The sequence below is a fragment of the Pseudoalteromonas sp. SG44-17 genome (assembly GCF_014164235.1).
GTDB classification, from domain to species: domain Bacteria; phylum Pseudomonadota; class Gammaproteobacteria; order Enterobacterales; family Alteromonadaceae; genus Pseudoalteromonas; species Pseudoalteromonas rhizosphaerae.
This window is the reverse complement of sequence record NZ_JACJEV010000001.1, coordinates 272,413-288,883: the sequence shown is the minus strand read 5'-3', so window position 1 is coordinate 288,883 and position 16,471 is coordinate 272,413. Positions and strand designations below refer to the sequence as shown.

Annotated in this window: 14 protein-coding genes; 8 read left to right on the top strand and 6 right to left on the bottom strand. The window is 41.1% G+C overall.

What is annotated here, in order from left to right; translation table 11 throughout:
• Window positions 1-100: 100 nt before the first annotated feature.
• On the bottom strand, window positions 101-1,051 hold the full coding sequence (gene trxB, locus H5182_RS01300) for a thioredoxin-disulfide reductase (protein ID WP_138562378.1): 951 nt from the start codon (window positions 1,049-1,051) through the stop codon (window positions 101-103).
• A 288-nt stretch (window positions 1,052-1,339) separates the two neighbouring features.
• Between trxB and pssA the strand changes: the two genes are divergently transcribed.
• The 3 genes from pssA to H5182_RS01285 all read left to right on the top strand — a co-directional run bounded on the left by pssA (window position 1,340) and on the right by H5182_RS01285 (window position 3,796).
• On the top strand, window positions 1,340-2,665 hold the full coding sequence (pssA, locus tag H5182_RS01295) for a CDP-diacylglycerol--serine O-phosphatidyltransferase (protein ID WP_149982341.1): 1,326 nt from the start codon (window positions 1,340-1,342) through the stop codon (window positions 2,663-2,665).
• 147 nt (window positions 2,666-2,812) lie between these two features.
• Window positions 2,813-3,265, top strand: coding sequence for a GNAT family N-acetyltransferase (locus H5182_RS01290; RefSeq protein ID WP_149982340.1), 453 nt, complete (start codon window positions 2,813-2,815; stop codon window positions 3,263-3,265).
• Entirely contained in the window at window positions 3,266-3,796 is a 531-nt protein-coding gene (locus H5182_RS01285; RefSeq protein ID WP_182734301.1) for a GNAT family N-acetyltransferase, read from the top strand.
• Between the two features lie 68 nt (window positions 3,797-3,864).
• Here H5182_RS01285 and H5182_RS01280 read toward each other — a convergent pair whose 3' ends face one another.
• Together H5182_RS01280 and H5182_RS01275 are read right to left on the bottom strand one after the other, a co-directional pair.
• A complete protein-coding gene (locus tag H5182_RS01280) occupies window positions 3,865-4,647 on the bottom strand; it encodes a nucleoside-binding protein (protein ID WP_182759366.1) in 783 nt (260 codons plus the stop codon).
• A 75-nt stretch (window positions 4,648-4,722) separates the two neighbouring features.
• A complete protein-coding gene (locus tag H5182_RS01275; protein WP_145233394.1) occupies window positions 4,723-6,036 on the bottom strand; it encodes a Na+/H+ antiporter NhaC family protein in 1,314 nt (437 codons plus the stop codon).
• 270 nt (window positions 6,037-6,306) lie between these two features.
• Here H5182_RS01275 and dapB point away from each other — a divergent pair, with 270 nt between their 5' ends.
• From dapB to H5182_RS01250, 5 genes are all read left to right on the top strand, one after another.
• A complete protein-coding gene (gene dapB, locus H5182_RS01270; protein ID WP_145233082.1) occupies window positions 6,307-7,104 on the top strand; it encodes a 4-hydroxy-tetrahydrodipicolinate reductase in 798 nt (265 codons plus the stop codon).
• Window positions 7,105-7,311: 207 nt separating this feature from the next.
• A complete protein-coding gene (gene carA, locus H5182_RS01265) occupies window positions 7,312-8,448 on the top strand; it encodes a glutamine-hydrolyzing carbamoyl-phosphate synthase small subunit (protein WP_145233083.1) in 1,137 nt (378 codons plus the stop codon).
• A gap of 16 nt (window positions 8,449-8,464) precedes the next feature.
• Window positions 8,465-11,683: a carbamoyl-phosphate synthase large subunit gene (carB, locus tag H5182_RS01260; protein WP_145233084.1), complete on the top strand. Its 3,219-nt coding sequence runs from the start codon at window positions 8,465-8,467 to the stop codon at window positions 11,681-11,683.
• A 49-nt stretch (window positions 11,684-11,732) separates the two neighbouring features.
• Complete coding sequence (gene greA, locus H5182_RS01255) at window positions 11,733-12,209, top strand: transcription elongation factor GreA (protein ID WP_145233085.1); 477 nt, start codon at window positions 11,733-11,735, stop codon at window positions 12,207-12,209.
• A gap of 128 nt (window positions 12,210-12,337) precedes the next feature.
• Window positions 12,338-13,384: a S66 peptidase family protein gene (locus H5182_RS01250; RefSeq protein WP_182759365.1), complete on the top strand. Its 1,047-nt coding sequence runs from the start codon at window positions 12,338-12,340 to the stop codon at window positions 13,382-13,384.
• Window positions 13,385-13,458: 74 nt separating this feature from the next.
• Here the strand turns inward: H5182_RS01250 and H5182_RS01245 are convergent, their stop codons facing one another.
• From H5182_RS01245 to H5182_RS01235, 3 genes are all read right to left on the bottom strand, one after another.
• A complete protein-coding gene (locus H5182_RS01245) occupies window positions 13,459-14,970 on the bottom strand; it encodes an OmpA family protein (RefSeq protein WP_182759364.1) in 1,512 nt (503 codons plus the stop codon).
• Between the two features lie 91 nt (window positions 14,971-15,061).
• Window positions 15,062-15,466: a hypothetical protein gene (locus tag H5182_RS01240; protein WP_182759363.1), complete on the bottom strand. Its 405-nt coding sequence runs from the start codon at window positions 15,464-15,466 to the stop codon at window positions 15,062-15,064.
• A 1-nt stretch (window position 15,467) separates the two neighbouring features.
• Complete coding sequence (locus H5182_RS01235; RefSeq protein ID WP_182759362.1) at window positions 15,468-16,382, bottom strand: zinc dependent phospholipase C family protein; 915 nt, start codon at window positions 16,380-16,382, stop codon at window positions 15,468-15,470.
• Between the last annotated feature and the right edge of the window lie 89 nt (window positions 16,383-16,471).

Below are 16,471 nucleotides of genomic sequence, written 5' to 3'. Positions count from 1 at the left end.
TGCGACTGCAATGAGTACTTTTCGGTGTTGGATGAGCCTTTATAATTTTTGGCCAAAAAAAAGGGCTGAAAATTCAGCCCTTACTATATGTTGTGTAAACTTATAGGTTATCTAAGAAACGCTCAGCATCAAGTGCTGCCATACAGCCAGTACCAGCAGAAGTGATTGCTTGACGGTAGATATGATCAGACACATCACCTGCAGCAAAAACACCTGGTACACTTGTTTGTGTTGCATTGCCGTTTAGGCCTGACTCAACCACTAAGTAGCCATCTTTCATTTCAAGTTGGCCAACAAACATATCAGTATTTGGTTTATGACCAATTGCAATAAATACGCCCGCTAAATCAATTTCTTCAGTGGCTTCTGAGTTTGCATCCTTGATACGAACACCGGTAACACCCATTTGGTCGCCCAGTACTTCATCAAGCGTACGGTTATAATGCATGACTACGTTACCGTTTGCTGCTTTTTCAGCGAGGCGATCGGCTAAGATTTTTTCACTGCGGAAGCTATCACGACGGTGAATTACATGTACTTCATCAGCAATGTTCGATAAATAAAGCGCTTCTTCAACCGCGGTATTACCACCGCCAACAACCGCAACTTTTTGACCTTTATAGAAAAAACCATCACAGGTTGCACATGCTGACACACCACGGCCTTGGAAGTTAGTTTCAGACTCTAGGCCCAAGTACTTAGCAGATGCACCCGTTGCAATGATCAGCGCATCACACGTGTAAGTACCTTGGTCGCCAGTTAGCGTGAAAGGGCGCTTAGATACATCAACAGTGTGTATGTGATCAAAGACAATTTCAGTTTCAAAACGCTCGGCATGCTCTTTCATACGATCCATTAATGCTGGACCTGTTAAACCGTGAGCATCGCCCGGCCAGTTTTCAACTTCAGTCGTTGTTGTAAGTTGACCGCCTTGTTGCATACCGGTGATCAATACCGGGTTTAAATTTGCGCGTGCTGCGTAAACTGCTGCAGTGTAACCCGCAGGTCCAGATCCTAAAATTAGCAACTTACAATGTTTTACTTCACTCATGTTTTTATATCCTAAACGTTTAATAGCGTATTAATGCGCTCGATTTTAAGAGAAACAAGAGGGAAGTAAATAAAAGCGGCGATTATTTTTTTTTCTAAATCACAAAGCTGTCAAATATTGTGTACTAGAATCATGATAAGTGTACGATTTGTATGATATCTGAGCTATTAATTCAGTATTAACTCCGCATGCGACGTTAATTCATGACCAAACTGTGTTTTTTTGATATGTTTTAACTAATTTTGATTTGTGACCCTGATTAAGGGTGACCTAAGTGAATAGGCAATTATGTTATTTTGGCAGGAAAAACCCGCGTACGGGTTGACTTCAAAAGACGTTAACGTCTTAACCAATGCACAAGAATATCGCACGCATTTACTAGCACTGATTGCGCAGGCAAAAACACGTATTTATATTACGACACTTTATCTGCAAGATGATGAAGCAGGGCGTGAAGTGTTAGCAGCGTTACATCAGGCTTCATTAGCAAACCCCGCATTAGATGTAAAAGTGTTGGTTGACTTTCATCGTGCCCAACGCGGTTTAATTGGTGCGGCAAAGTCAGATGGTAACGCCAGTTTATATTGTGAATATCAAGAAAAATATCAATCAAATGTACAAATTTTTGGCGTACCAGTAAAAGCAAAAGAACTTTTTGGGGTGCTGCATTTAAAAGGTTTTGTAATTGATGATACGCTGCTTTACAGCGGTGCGAGTTTAAATAATGTGTATTTGCAGTATCAAGAGCGCTACCGGTTAGATCGCTATTTTTTAGTCGAGCAGGCCTCACTATGTGATTCTGTGATTGACTTTATTGAACATGAATTGTTGAGTTCTGAAGCCGTTCCACGTATTGATGTGCGGCCTTTAACAAAGTTTAATGATATTAAAATCGCACAAAAACAATTGATGCGTTCATTAAAGCAAGCTAACTACGCTCACAGTGTGGAGCAAAATGAGCAAGCACTTGGCGTGCGACTATTTTTAGGACTGGGACGACGTAATAACGAGCTTAATCGTGTGATCAAATCCTTATTTGATGCCACCGAGCAAGAGTTAGTGCTGTATACCCCATACTTTAATTTTCCTGCACCGTTAATGCGTTCCTTGCGCCGCTTACTAAAACAGGGCAAGCAAGTAACAATCGTAGTAGGCGATAAAACGGCGAATGATTTTTACCTGCCACCAAGTGAACCATTTAGTAAAATAGGTGCTTTGCCATACTTGTATGAAACGATTTTGCATAAATTTTTAAAATCGCAAAAGCGCCATATTATTAACGGTAATTTAAATGTGTATTTGTGGCAGCATGAAAGTAACTCATTTCATTTGAAAGGTATTTGTGCTGATCGTAAATATCATTTATTGAGTGGTCATAATTTAAATCCTCGTGCCTGGGGATTAGATATCGAAAATGGCATTTTATTAGAAGATCCTGAGCAAAGTCTCATGCCAGCAATCGACAATGAAAGAGCCGAGATATTACAACACTGTCGTCGTTTAAACGGTGCCGAAGATTTAGAAACCATGGACGATTACCCGCCAGCGGTTAAAAAATTGCTGGGGCAAGCCAAGCGTGTCAAAGTTGATTTTATTATTAAGCGTTTTATTTAACGCAAAGTTAGAGACTAAAATGTAAGTACTATAAAAGCAGCGTTTACGCTGCTTTTTGTTGATTTAGCCTCGGAGCTGTTGCCCAACTCCGCTACAATATTTTTGCAAAACTGATGATGGTTATTTTAATATTCAAAGGAACTAACAATGCTTATTAAATCCGCCGAGCAAAAAGATTACGCCTCTTTAATTGAGATCTGGGAGGCTTGCGTTTCTCATACCCATGACTTTTTAACCCAACAACACATAGATGAACTGAAACCATTGATTTTGGCACATTATTTTGATGCTGTTAGTCTTTTTTGTTGTAAAGACAACAGTGGAAAAATAATTGGGTTTATTGGCGTTGCTGGCGGCAATATTGAAATGCTGTTTGTTGAGCCGACTTTCTTTGCGAAGGGGGTTGGCACGTTCTTAATTAATTACGCGATTGATAATTTAGCGGCAACTCATGTTGATGTTAACGAGCAAAACCCTAAAGCCCATGGTTTTTATTTAAGTAGAGGGTTTGAGCAAATAGGGCGCTCTGAATTAGATGGTCAAGGAAAGCCGTTTCCGCTGCTACATATGCGTTTAGCAAAAGTAGTTGAGGCTGACTAAATGGAACTGGTGATTTCAGATTCAATAACTTTAAAGCCATTAGATATTAGTCACGCAGTTGAACTTTACCAAGTTATCGCCGATAGTCGGGAAAATCTGAGTCAATTTTTACCTTGGGTGGATTACGTAATAGATGTTAATTCAACTAAACGTTATATATATGAACGACTACACAGCGGTAAAGCAGGTTCTCAGTGGTTTGCGGTATATATAGAGGATCGCTTAAGCGGTGTATTTGGTATTAAACACATTGATCCTGACAGTAAGGGTGCTGAATGCGGTTATTGGTTAGCTGATTTTGCACGCGGGCAAAGAGCCATGAATCAAGTGCTTACTAAAATAGTGCCTTATATAAAAAATAATAGTCATGCAAAAGTGATTGAGTTTTGTTGTTTAGAGGAAAACTTAGCGAGTATAAAGGTTGTGCAACGCGCAGGCGCACAATTTAAATATTATCAAAAAGAGACATCAATCTTCCTTGCTAATCAGCAACAGCAGCGTTTAGGTGTTTATGAAATAAAGCTAACGTGATCTGTGTTCATGGTAAGTAAAAAAAGCGCAATACAATTGATATCGCGCTTTATTATTCTCGCTAACTATTAAAACGTCCACTCAACATGAAATTGCGGTACCGACTCAGTGGTATCGGTCCCTAGCTTGTTGTGCCAATATTGCCACTCAAGGCCAAGTAGTAAGGTGTTTTCTTTCATGCTGATGGCATTACCCAAGTCCCAAGTAATGATAGGCTGCGCTAAGATCCACGCCTTAACATCTTCACCAAATTCATTTTCGCGCTCAGCAATATATTCAACATGGCCAGTTATATTAAATTTTTGTGAACCAATCGAAAACGGGTAACCCCATGCAACATCTAGCATCCAGCTGTTAGTTTCAATAGGCGCGCCGCCACGCGCAACACCCTCGTTATCATCTATATAGGCCGTAACTAGGGTTGATAAAAAACTAAATCCTGGCGCTTGCCAATTTACTTTAACACCGGGTAAATACTTCAATACCTTAGCATCACCTGCGGCGTTAAAGCCCGCTGTTAATCCAACGTCAGCAATAGCGCCAAACGAAAAGTCATTACCGGTTATTTTAGAAAGGCTAAAAGTTGAATACCATTCGCCATAAAAGTCACGGTCTTGATAGCCATCATCAACATTATCATTAATGTAATCTATGAAGAAAAAGTTATCACCATAGTCATAGCCAGAGGCGTGTTGCAGTGAAGCGATTGATGTACCTGCTTCTTGTTCAGTAAATGGGTTTTTAAAATCGCCGTAGTTTAAATGTAGTTGCGTTGCGCTCCAATTTGCAGCAAAGCTAGATGTACTAACTGCACAAAGGGCGAATAAAGATAATGTTGATTTTATATTCATAACTATATGTTTAATGGGGAGTAAAGTGCAAAGTATAGCAGATACGCCCAAACGTGAGCGCATCTGCTTAAGTATTTATGCCTTATTTCGGCGTAGGCAAATTACAGCTATAGCAGTAAATGCCAATATAAAGCAGTAGTAAGATGAGGTTGATACTTGCCACGGGCTAATTTTAAATGTTGCGCCAAGTAGTAACGCTTGTGCACCATAAGGGAGAGATCCTTGCGTAACACAGGCGAAAATATCCAGTAAGCTTGCTGAACGCTTACCGCTGATCTCACCATCATCGGCAAGTTTTTTGGCGATAGGACCGGCAACAATAATCGACACGGTATTATTCGCTATACATACGTTGCTGGTCATAACTAACGCGGCAATACCAAGTTGATCTGCCACTTTTCTGTGCCATTTTGCAATGACTTTAGTAATGGCTTGAATCTTTTGCGCGATATAATCAAGGCCACCGTTAATGCGAATAAACTCTGATAAGCCACCAATAAACATCGACAGCAAGAATATTTCTTGCATATCAGTAAAGCCCTTATAAATGTCTTTTACAAAGCTGGCACCTTCATAACTGCCAGTAAAGCCCATCAGTGCCGCAAATATAATACCGCTGAACAGCACCACAAATACATTAAAGCCCATCACCGCTAGTACTAAAATAAATGCATAAGGTAGTACTAATAGAATATCGTAATCTTTAGTTTCTACTGCTTGAGCCGCAGGAGTTAAAAAGAATAATAAACCAATAGTGAGGATAGCTGCTGGCAATGCGATTTTTAAATTCTCACGGAATTTATCTTTCATCTCACAGCCTTGGGTACGCGTTGCAGCAATGGTGGTATCAGAAATAATTGATAAGTTATCGCCAAACATCGCACCTGACACAATCGTACCGGCCATTAATGCTGGATCAATACCGGTTTTAATAGAGACCGCATACGCAATCGGGCCAATCGCTCCGATAGTACCCATTGAAGTACCCATGGCCGTAGAAACTACCGCTGCAATTAAAAATAAGCCCGGTAAAAGTAATGCTGGTGGAATAAGTGATAAACCGGCGTTAACAACCGCATCCACGCCGCCTGTTGCACCTGCGACGGCAGAAAATGCCCCAGCAAGTAAATAAATTAAGCACATGGTAATGATGTTGTTGTGACCGGCACCTTTTATAAAGGTTTCTACACTGTGGTTAATGGTGTTCTTATTTAACATAAACGCCAGCATAATCGCCGGTAAAATAGCAACAGGGGCAGGGAGCTGATAAAAAGCGTAATCGACCCCTTGTGATTGCAGGTATAAACCAGCACCTAAAAATAAGGCCACAAAGGTTAATAGGGGGAGCAAAGATAGTTTTGCTGTTGTTTTATTAAATGATGGCTGCATCATATTCCTCGTTAGATAACTTCTTGCACAACTAACACAGCCAAAACATCCCTCTTTTAGCTGAATTTAGTTGTCATACCTACCACAATGATAAGTACCTCAACAGCGCCCGCAAGCCAAAGACCAAATCGGCGCAAAGAAAGAAGTTTAAATGTATAGATGGCTAAAGTCTATGGGTATCTGTTATTATTATTTTTTAAAAGGCTTACCTGACTATTACACGAGTTTTAGATAAAATCTAGCCAACTCAAAAATGCATAGGTTATTAATATGAATCGAATAGGCGTATTTGGCGCAAACGGAAGAATGGGGTTGGCATTAATTGAAGCCGCTCACAAAAATAATCATACCGAGCTTAGTGCAGCCTATGTACGCAGCAGTTCTCCCTTATTAAATATTGCCGTTAATCAATTAAATAGCGCAGCACCTGCGACAATTAATTTTAGTGATGAACGCAACGTTGACAATACCGACGTACTGATTGATTTTACGCTCCCAGCGGGTATGCGTGAGCATTTAAAAACAGCTGTTGCACAAAATATCCCGATGGTGATTGGCACCACCGGTTTAAATGACGACGATATGCTGGCGTTACAAACGGCTGCCAAGCAGATTCCAATTGTGTTTGCGCGAAATTACAGCGTAGGCGTAAATTTACTGTTGAATTTAGTGCAAACCGCCGCCACTAAATTTGGTGATGATTTAGATATCGAAATTTTTGAAGCGCATCATCGCCATAAAATAGATGCGCCATCAGGCACTGCACTTGCCATTGGTGAGGCAATTGCCGATGCAAAAGGGTGGGTGCATGATGAGGTTGCGGTATTTGATCGCAGCCGAGTAGAAACAGAAAAATCGCAAAATGAAATTGGTTATTCGGTGCTCCGAGGCGGAGATATAGTTGGTGAACATACCGCATATTTCGCAACTTCTGGCGAAAGGCTTGAATTAACTCATAAAGCAAGTTCTCGAATGACCTTTGCATTAGGCGCAGTAAGAGCTGCGGGCTGGTTGAAAAATAAGCCTGCAGGACTTTATGACATGCAAGATGTCCTCGACTTGAAGTAGTTTAGTTACTTTTTTGGGTGTTTGGTGGCTTTTTTGGCTTATAGGGCTTATTTTTACTGATTATTGAAATAGGGTTAGACCTAAAAGGCAAATTACTATAAAATAGCGCTAATTTGCCAAAAATTCATAATTGCGTGTTTCCAATCGCTATAAACGGGTAGTAAAGCAAATGACTTTACTCCCGTTTTTTACTGTTAGGAGGTTAACTTGACTAAATCCGCTCTGTTAGTTCTAGAAGACGGCACAGTGTTTCGCGGTACTGCAATCGGCGCTGACGGCATGTCTGTCGGTGAAGTAGTATTCAATACATCAATGACTGGTTATCAGGAAATTCTGACTGACCCTTCATACGCGGAACAAATCGTAACTTTGACGTACCCACACATAGGTAATACGGGTACTAACAGCGAAGACGAAGAAGCGAGTCACATTTGGGCTAAAGGCCTAGTGATCCGTGATTTGCCACTGCTAGCAAGTAATTTCCGTAACGAGCAATCGTTAGATGATTACTTAAAAGAACGTAATATCTTAGGTATTGCAGACATCGACACCCGTAAGCTTACCCGTATTTTGCGCGATAAAGGCGCTCAAAACGGTTGTATTATTGCAGGTGACGAATTAGATGAAAACCAAGCGCTCGCAGCTGCGCAAGCCTTCCCAGGCTTAAAAGGTATGGATTTAGCGAAAGTAGTATCAACCAAGGAAAATTTCGAGTGGCGTGAATCAAGCTGGACATTAGGCGCAGGGTTCAAAACTCTAAACGCAGCCGATGAAAAGTTTCACGTTGTTGCTTATGATTTCGGTGTGAAGCGTAATATTCTACGTATGCTTGTAGACCGTGGTTGTAAATTAACCGTTGTACCTGCACAAACCTCGGCAGCTGACGTGTTAGCACTTAACCCAGATGGTATCTTCTTATCGAATGGCCCGGGCGATCCTGAACCGTGTACTTACGCCATTGAAGCAATTAAAGCCTTTTTAGAAACTGAAATTCCTATTTTTGGTATCTGTTTAGGTCACCAATTGTTAGCCCTTGCCTCGGGTGCAAAAACAGTGAAAATGAAGTTTGGTCATCACGGTGGTAACCACCCAGTGAAAGATTTAGACCGTAACGTAGTAATGATCACTGCGCAAAACCATGGTTTTGCTGCCGATGAAACAACGTTACCAGATAACCTTCGTGCTACGCATAAATCGTTATTTGACGGAACGTTGCAAGGTATTCACCGCACCGACAAACCTGCTTTTAGCTTCCAAGGTCACCCTGAAGCAAGCCCAGGTCCACACGATGCAGCCCCATTATTTGACCACTTCATCGATTTGATGCAAGCGCGTAACAACTAATTAAACCGGAGTAACAATGCCAAAACGTACCGACATAAAAAGCATTCTTATCCTAGGCGCAGGCCCGATTGTAATCGGCCAAGCCTGTGAATTTGACTACTCTGGTGCTCAAGCGTGTAAAGCACTTAGAGAAGAAGGCTATCGAGTTATTTTAGTTAACTCAAACCCTGCAACAATTATGACCGATCCTGATATGGCTGATGCGACCTACATCGAGCCAATTCATTGGGAAGTGGTAGAAAAAATCATTGAAAAAGAAAAGCCAGATGCAGTGCTACCTACAATGGGTGGTCAAACCGCATTAAACTGTGCGCTAGAACTAGACAAGCACGGTGTATTGGCAAAGCACGGTGTTGAGCTAATTGGCGCAACAGCTGATGCAATCGACAAAGCAGAAAACCGCGAACGTTTCGACATCGCAATGAGAAATATCGGTTTAGAATGCCCGCGTGCTGAAATTGCTCATTCAATGGATGAAGCAAAAGACATCATCACACGCATTGGATTACCGTGTATTATTCGACCTTCTTTCACTATGGGCGGCACCGGCGGCGGTGTGGCGTATAACTTAGAAGAGTTTGAAGAAATTTGTGAACGCGGTTTAGACCTTTCTCCAACCAGCGAGCTATTGATTGATGAATCATTGATCGGTTGGAAAGAGTACGAAATGGAAGTTGTGCGTGACAAAAACGACAACTGCATTATCGTTTGTGCAATTGAAAACTTTGACCCAATGGGTGTTCATACTGGCGATTCAATCACCGTTGCTCCTGCGCAAACATTAACTGACAAAGAATACCAACTAATGCGTAATGCCTCTATGGCAGTACTGCGTGAAATTGGTGTTGAAACAGGTGGCTCAAACGTACAGTTTGGTGTTAATCCAGATGACGGCCGTATGGTTATTATCGAGATGAACCCACGTGTATCACGTTCATCAGCACTTGCTTCAAAAGCAACCGGTTTCCCGATTGCTAAAATCGCTGCTAAGCTAGCGGTAGGCTACACACTTGATGAGCTACAAAATGACATCACCGGTGGTAAAACACCTGCGTCGTTCGAGCCATCAATCGACTATGTAGTCACAAAAATTCCTCGCTTTAACTTTGAAAAATTTGCTGGTGCAAACGACCGTTTAACCACGCAAATGAAATCTGTAGGCGAAGTAATGGCGATTGGTCGTAACCAACAAGAGTCGTTACAAAAAGCATTACGTGGTCTGGAAGTTGGCGCAACGGGTTTCAACCCAATCGTGGCACTTGACGACCCGAAAGCGAAAGAGAAAATCATCCGTGAATTACGTGAGCCAGGCGCTGAGCGTATTTGGTACATTGCTGATGCAATGCGTCACGGCATGAGCGTTGAAGAAGTGTTTCAGTTAACGAAAGTTGACCGTTGGTACTTAGTACAGATTGAAGACATCTTAAAAGACGAAGCTAAAATTGCCGAAGTGGGCATGGCTGGCTTAAGCGCTGATTTCCTTCGTAAGTTAAAACGTAAAGGTTTTGCTGACCCTCGTATCGCTGAAATTGCCGGTGTGTCTGAAGCTGAAATTCGTAAAAAGCGTCATTTATTAAACATCGTGCCAGTATACAAGCGCGTTGATACGTGCGCTGCAGAGTTTAGCTCTGATACTGCATACATGTACTCAACGTACGATGAAGAGTGTGAAGCTAACCCATCTGATCGTGATAAAATCATGGTTATTGGTGGCGGTCCTAACCGTATTGGCCAAGGTATTGAATTTGATTACTGTTGTGTTCACGCAGCCCTTGCACTACGTGAAGACGGTTACGAAACTATCATGGTTAACTGTAACCCTGAAACGGTTTCTACCGACTACGATACGTCAGACCGTTTATACTTTGAACCAATTACCCTTGAAGACGTACTTGAAATCGTACGTGTAGAAAAGCCTGTTGGTGTAATCGTGCAATACGGTGGTCAAACACCACTTAAACTTGCCCGTGAACTTGAAGCTAACGGCGTGCCAGTAATTGGTACTTCACCAGATGCGATTGACCGTGCAGAAGACCGTGAGCGTTTCCAACAACTTGTTGAGCGTTTAAACCTGCTTCAGCCTGAAAATGCTACTGTTACTTCAACTGAAGAAGCGATTTTAAAATCAGCTGAAATTGGTTTCCCACTGGTTGTGCGTCCTTCGTATGTACTAGGTGGTCGCGCAATGGAAATCGTGTATGACGAGCAAGACTTACGTCGTTACATGACCGAAGCCGTATCTGCATCAAATGAAGCACCAGTACTACTTGACCGTTTCTTAGATAACGCGATTGAAGTTGACGTTGACGCAATTTGCGACGGCGAGCAAGTGATCATCGGCGGCATCATGGAACACATTGAACAAGCGGGTGTTCACTCAGGTGACTCAGCCTGTTCATTACCAGCCCATTCGTTATCACAAGAAGTGCAAGACGTAATGCGCAAGCAAGTAACTGACATGGCACTGGAGCTTGGCGTTGTTGGTTTGATGAATACACAGTTTGCTGTTAAAGATGGCAAAGTGTACTTAATCGAAGTAAACCCACGTGCAGCGCGTACGGTACCGTTCGTATCAAAAGCGACCGGTGTGGCACTTGCAAAAGTAGCGGCACGTTGTATGGCGGGTCAATCTTTAGCAAGCCAAGGCATTACTAAAGAAGTGATACCACCTTACTACAGCGTAAAAGAAGTGGTATTGCCATTTGCTAAGTTCCAAGGTGTGGATCCTATCCGTGGCCCTGAAATGCGCTCTACTGGTGAAGTAATGGGTGTCGGTGATACATTCGCCGAAGCCTTTGCAAAAGCACAATTAGGTGCAAGCAACACTTTACCACGCGGTGGCCGCGCGTTACTATCTGTGCGTAATAGCGATAAGCCACGTATTGTTGAACTAGCTAAAACCATGACAGACCTAGGTTTTGAACTAGATGCAACAGGTGGCACAGCCGCTGCACTTGAAGATGCTGGTATTGCAGTACGTCGTGTAAACAAAGTATTTGAAGGTCGCCCGCACATTCTTGATAGAATCAAAAATGGCGAGTATAGCTATATCGTTAATACTACCGAAGGTCGCCAAGCGATCGAAGATTCGAAGGTGTTACGTCGTGGTGCATTGCAACACAAAACTAACTATACAACGACCTTGAATGCGGCATTTGCTAACTGTACTGCTAACCAAGCAGACGACCGCAGCAAAGTGACGTCAGTTCAAGAACTACACCTGCGATTGAACTAAGGAAATGTGCCAAGGCCGTTTATCGGCCTTGGGATTAAGTGAGAAAAGTATGCAAACAATTCCGATGACAGTTCGTGGCGCAGATTTAATGCGCAAAGAACTTAACGAATTAAAAACAGTTACCCGTCCAAAAATTGTATCTGATATTGCAGTTGCACGTGAACATGGTGACTTAAAAGAAAACGCTGAATATCACGCAGCGCGTGAGCAACAGGGTTTTTGCGAAGGCCGTATTCAAGAAATTGAAGCTAAGCTTTCAAATGTACAAATCATTGATGTGACTAAACTACCAAATACGGGTAAAGTTATTTTTGGTACCACAGTAACAATCGTTAATGTTGAGACTGATGCTGAAGTTAAATACCAAATTGTTGGTGATGATGAAGCAAGTATTAAAGATAACCGTATTTCGGTTAATTCACCGATTGCCCGTGGTTTAATTGGTAAACAAGCAGATGATGCTGTGATCATTAAAACCCCGAAAGGCGACGTGGAATACGAAATCATTGAGGTTGAGTACATTTAATTACTTTACTCATTTTCACGTTTTTAAAAACCGATGCTTGCATCGGTTTTTTTATGCCATAAACAATCTCGACATTTCTTAATAAATTGGGTACGTTAAGCTAACATATTGATAATTTGCAGATGTTGATGACAGCTATTACTTTTCCTGACGCATTAAAAAACGGCGATAAAATTGCCATTTGCGCATTTTCATCCGGTGTTGAGAGCATCTTTCACCCACGTTTGGAACGCGTACTTTCTGGCTTAACACGCCGTGGCTACCAAGTAGTCGAGGGTAAATGCTTAAGACAACAAAGTAGCCCAGCAAAACAACGCGCTGATGAGCTAATGGCGTTCTTACTAGATGACAGCATTGCCGCAATTATGCCGCCGTGGGGTGGTGAGCTTGCCATGGAAATACTTCAGTATATTGATTTTAATGCGGTTAAGTCTGCCAAGCCAAAGTGGTTAGTAGGTTTTTCAGATGTGAGCACGTTTGCCTGTATGCTTACAGTGCGATGTGGTTGGGTAACACTTCATGCTGCAAATCTAATGCAATTACATCCTAACGAGGAAGACAACTACTGCTTGCAAGTTTTTGATGTTCTGGCGCTTGAGAAAAATAGCTATTTCGAACAGGTGCCTGCCAAGTATTATCAGAATAAAGTGATTGATTACGCAAAAGAGCCAGATGCATTATTTGATTATACTCAGCCGAGTCAATGGCGCTGCCTAAACTATCAAGACTCAAGGCAAGTAGAGCTGACGGGGCGGTTATTTGGTGGCTGTCTAGACTCACTTAACGTGTTACTGGCTTCTCCATATCTTGATCTGCATAACTTTAAGCAAACATATGCGCCAGAAGGTTTACTACTTTATTTAGAAAATGCAGAGCTTTCACCTACAGCAGTGGCCCGTACTTTAATGGCTTTGCGGTTAAATGGTGTGTTTGCTGATATTAACGGTATTATTCTGGGGCGTAGTGCTTTGCTTAGCTCTCCAGAGCAAGACATTGATTATTACCAAGCCCTTGAGCTTGCGTTAGGTAATTGTTTATTCCCAGTTATCATCGACGCTGATATCGGACATGTTGCACCCAATTTATGTTTAGTGAATGGCGCGTTTTGCAGTTTTAAAGCCACTATAGATAAAGGCTTAGTCTTCAATGCGAGCCTAGTGACCACTTTGCAATAGAACTTCGTACCTAATTGGTGATAAAGATGCATATTAAGGCAATGGCGTTAATATGCATTTTTCGCGATACGTAATTATTTTGAATCAGATAACCTTTCGACTAATTCAACACGCCGATTCAGCTCTCGACCTAATTCGTTTTTGTTAGTGGCTGCGGGAGAATAGGGGCCAACACCTTGAGGTATTAATCTTGTTTTAGCGATACCATAGTCAGCAATTAAAGCTTTAACTACCGCATCAGCCCGACGTTTAGAAAGGTCTAAATTATATTCAGCAGAGCCTTTATCATCTGTGTGACCAACAACATACAAACTCAATGCCTTATTTTTTTCTAAAACTTGCGCAATGACATCCAATGATTGTTTAGATTCAGGCTTTATGACCGCTTTATCGTAGTCAAATAACACCCCATAGATTGAGGCTTTACCTTTTTGCTTAAGTTGCTCTAACACTTTATCGCTATTTGTCTCTATTAACCCAGTTAATAATGGCTCGCTCTGCATCACTACAAGCTGAATACGAGAATCGCCTTCATAGTTACCTATAAAAAAAGCTACATAGGTAGTTTGGCCCTCAACAGTACTTTTCATAACTTGGTATCGAGGTTGGCGCCAGTAATTATAAGCTTGTTTTACAGCGAGTTTATCCCCTAACTTTTGTAAATCCTCACGGATTAACCTATCTCTGGTATTACCACTGCATGAATCTTTTTGACAAGAGAATACCGTTTCAAACCCTTCTTTTACTAAAGCACTTAGATAATTATGATAAATTTTTAGCGTTGACACCCTGTTTACGACATAAGTAATTTGGGTTAAGTCTCCGGTAACGTCTAGCATTGGGAGTGTGTTAGTTTTTGTATCAACAATACCAACAGGAATGCTGAATTCTTCATAATCAACCTGTTTGTAATCTTCAATATAACTACTAGGGTAGCGACTTATTAATGGATGATCTGCTGAGCCCCCTTTATCTTTACGCGGTGCCTTGGTTATCTGTTTACTATTGTGTTTGGTAAATGCGTCAAAATTGGCAGTGACAAGTCCTGATTCAATGTCTCTTATATCCACTGTGGTTAATAATACTCGCGTCGTATTTTTATACTGACCAACAAATAACGAAATAGCAGCATCGGGGGACTCATCCCCTTTTGTGGCGAAAATATAGTGAGGTTGTTGGAATTGATTACTAGGGTTAAAGTAGCTAGACTTTTCAGCTAATAATTTTCTTTGTTCACGTTTATCTCCTGAATAACAATCACTTAAAGAACATGTATAAACCACTTTAAAACCAGCATCACTTAACGCACTTTCATAATTTTTTGTTACCTTTAACGAAGCAACATTTTTTATCGTATAAGCGTAATGGCCTGTATCACCAATGAATTTTTTATACTCAAATTGTTGAGACTTTTCAGCTGTAGCAACAAACTTTGTAACAAGGCGAGTTTCTTCACCCGCTAAAATAACGGAGTTCTCCAGCTTGGCACTTGGATAGGGGGAAAGCAAAGGCTCTGCGTGTAGGTTAAATACACATATTAGGGGGGCGATACAAAATATAAGTACCTTGGTTATTTTGTTATTCATTGAAATTCCTTTTATTAATGAAGGTAAACATTGTATTTAAAAAATAAGTTGGCCTAATTAAACTTTATAAAAAAGAATAAATCGCAATTTTTTAACGCTTACAAATTTTGCTGGCGTTGATAGTAACTTTACAGGCTTGAGTGTCAATTGATTGCCAATGCTGGATATCGGATGGCGCAGTACAACCGGCATCTTCAATAAGTAAAATGTCATCCTCACAAAGTAATAAAACGGCATTTTTATCTTGAATGAAAACTTTTAACTGATAGCCCTCAAAAGGGATGAGGTTGTTTTTATTGCTGTTGATAGCAGCCATTAGTAATGCTTGCGGATCAGTATAGGTTTTGGTGCTGAACTTTAATGTGCCATCAACCGCGGCTGAAATATCTTTTAGTTGTGATGCAAGATCAGCCATCTTTTCTGGATCATGTGCATTAGCTAGGCTAGAGCAGCCCACAGATAAAACAATTACTAAGATTAGAGTTAAGTATTTCATTTTAAATATTCCAAGCGGTTAAGTTGCCATTTTCGTCTTTACCGTTGTCTAAATTCCAATTACAAATTTGCCAGCACTCTTCATCATTAAAAATAGCATTATCAATAATCGATATAAAATACTGTATATTTTTAACCGCTAAATTAAAAATGTCGTCGTAGTGCATTGGGCCATTTGGAGTATTAAGCTGCTCAATGTAAGTGTAATTAATCTCATCTTGGCGAGGGTAGAGTAGCCCATTGTTTGCCGCAACATGCCTTGCCCATGGAAAAAGCCGATATCCTTCTTCAGCATGATCAACAACCAGTTGAAAGCCTGAATGCCACGCATCAAAGTCAGGAGCTGCTGATTGTGCGTAATCTGGGTGGATATGCGATAAAACATGCTGCCATAGTTGTTTAATATTTTCATCAAGGCAATTATTCTGGTTGGTACACGAGCCGATATTCAGCTCAACGCGTTCAGCAAGGCCAATTTCACCCAAGTTTAACTTTGGCCAAATGTAAGCGTCTTGATTCATTTCACAAGTGCGGTGATCAGTTTGGTTTTGCTCATACGGGCCCACTTTAAGCTCGACCACCGGATGAATGGTGATATCAGCTGCAACATGCGACATATAACCACACAGCCAAGCAAAGCATTTTTCTTGCGCTGATCCCTCTAGATTTTTGCAATACTTTACTGCTTCTTTAATTACATCACCGGTATTGTGATAATGCATTAAATCAGCCCATTTATTTTGCTCTGAATTACCCACAGCTAAATAAGGGTAGTCAGGCGATACACAGCCTAACTCAAGGTATTTTTGATTTTGACTTAATATCAGCTTTGCTTTGGTAGGAATATTCATTCCAATCAGGGCGTTATTCTCAGTAGCTAAGTTAGCCGCAGTAATGTGTGCAAAGGCACCTGGCATCAGTAAATCCTTCTACTTAGTGGTTTTTGTTAATATATTTGCTTTTCATACATAAAAAGTCAGCATAACTTAAAATAGAAAAATATTAT

Excerpts from the sequence above, each read along its gene's own strand:
- trxB (WP_138562378.1), bottom strand. The coding sequence starts at position 1,051 with ATGAGTGAAGTAAAACATTGTAAGTTGCTAATTTTAGGATCTGGACCT.
- H5182_RS01275 (WP_145233394.1), bottom strand. The coding sequence starts at position 6,036 with ATGCAGCCATCATTTAATAAAACAACAGCAAAACTATCTTTGCTCCCC.
- dapB (WP_145233082.1), top strand. The coding sequence starts at position 6,307 with ATGAATCGAATAGGCGTATTTGGCGCAAACGGAAGAATGGGGTTGGCA.
- H5182_RS01285 (WP_182734301.1), top strand. The coding sequence starts at position 3,266 with ATGGAACTGGTGATTTCAGATTCAATAACTTTAAAGCCATTAGATATT.
- H5182_RS01280 (WP_182759366.1), bottom strand. The coding sequence starts at position 4,647 with ATGAATATAAAATCAACATTATCTTTATTCGCCCTTTGTGCAGTTAGT.
- carB (WP_145233084.1), top strand. The coding sequence starts at position 8,465 with ATGCCAAAACGTACCGACATAAAAAGCATTCTTATCCTAGGCGCAGGC.
- H5182_RS01250 (WP_182759365.1), top strand. The coding sequence starts at position 12,338 with ATGACAGCTATTACTTTTCCTGACGCATTAAAAAACGGCGATAAAATT.
- pssA (WP_149982341.1), top strand. The coding sequence starts at position 1,340 with ATGTTATTTTGGCAGGAAAAACCCGCGTACGGGTTGACTTCAAAAGAC.
- H5182_RS01240 (WP_182759363.1), bottom strand. The coding sequence starts at position 15,466 with ATGAAATACTTAACTCTAATCTTAGTAATTGTTTTATCTGTGGGCTGC.
- H5182_RS01245 (WP_182759364.1), bottom strand. The coding sequence starts at position 14,970 with ATGAATAACAAAATAACCAAGGTACTTATATTTTGTATCGCCCCCCTA.
- H5182_RS01235 (WP_182759362.1), bottom strand. The coding sequence starts at position 16,382 with ATGCCAGGTGCCTTTGCACACATTACTGCGGCTAACTTAGCTACTGAG.
- greA (WP_145233085.1), top strand. The coding sequence starts at position 11,733 with ATGCAAACAATTCCGATGACAGTTCGTGGCGCAGATTTAATGCGCAAA.
- H5182_RS01290 (WP_149982340.1), top strand. The coding sequence starts at position 2,813 with ATGCTTATTAAATCCGCCGAGCAAAAAGATTACGCCTCTTTAATTGAG.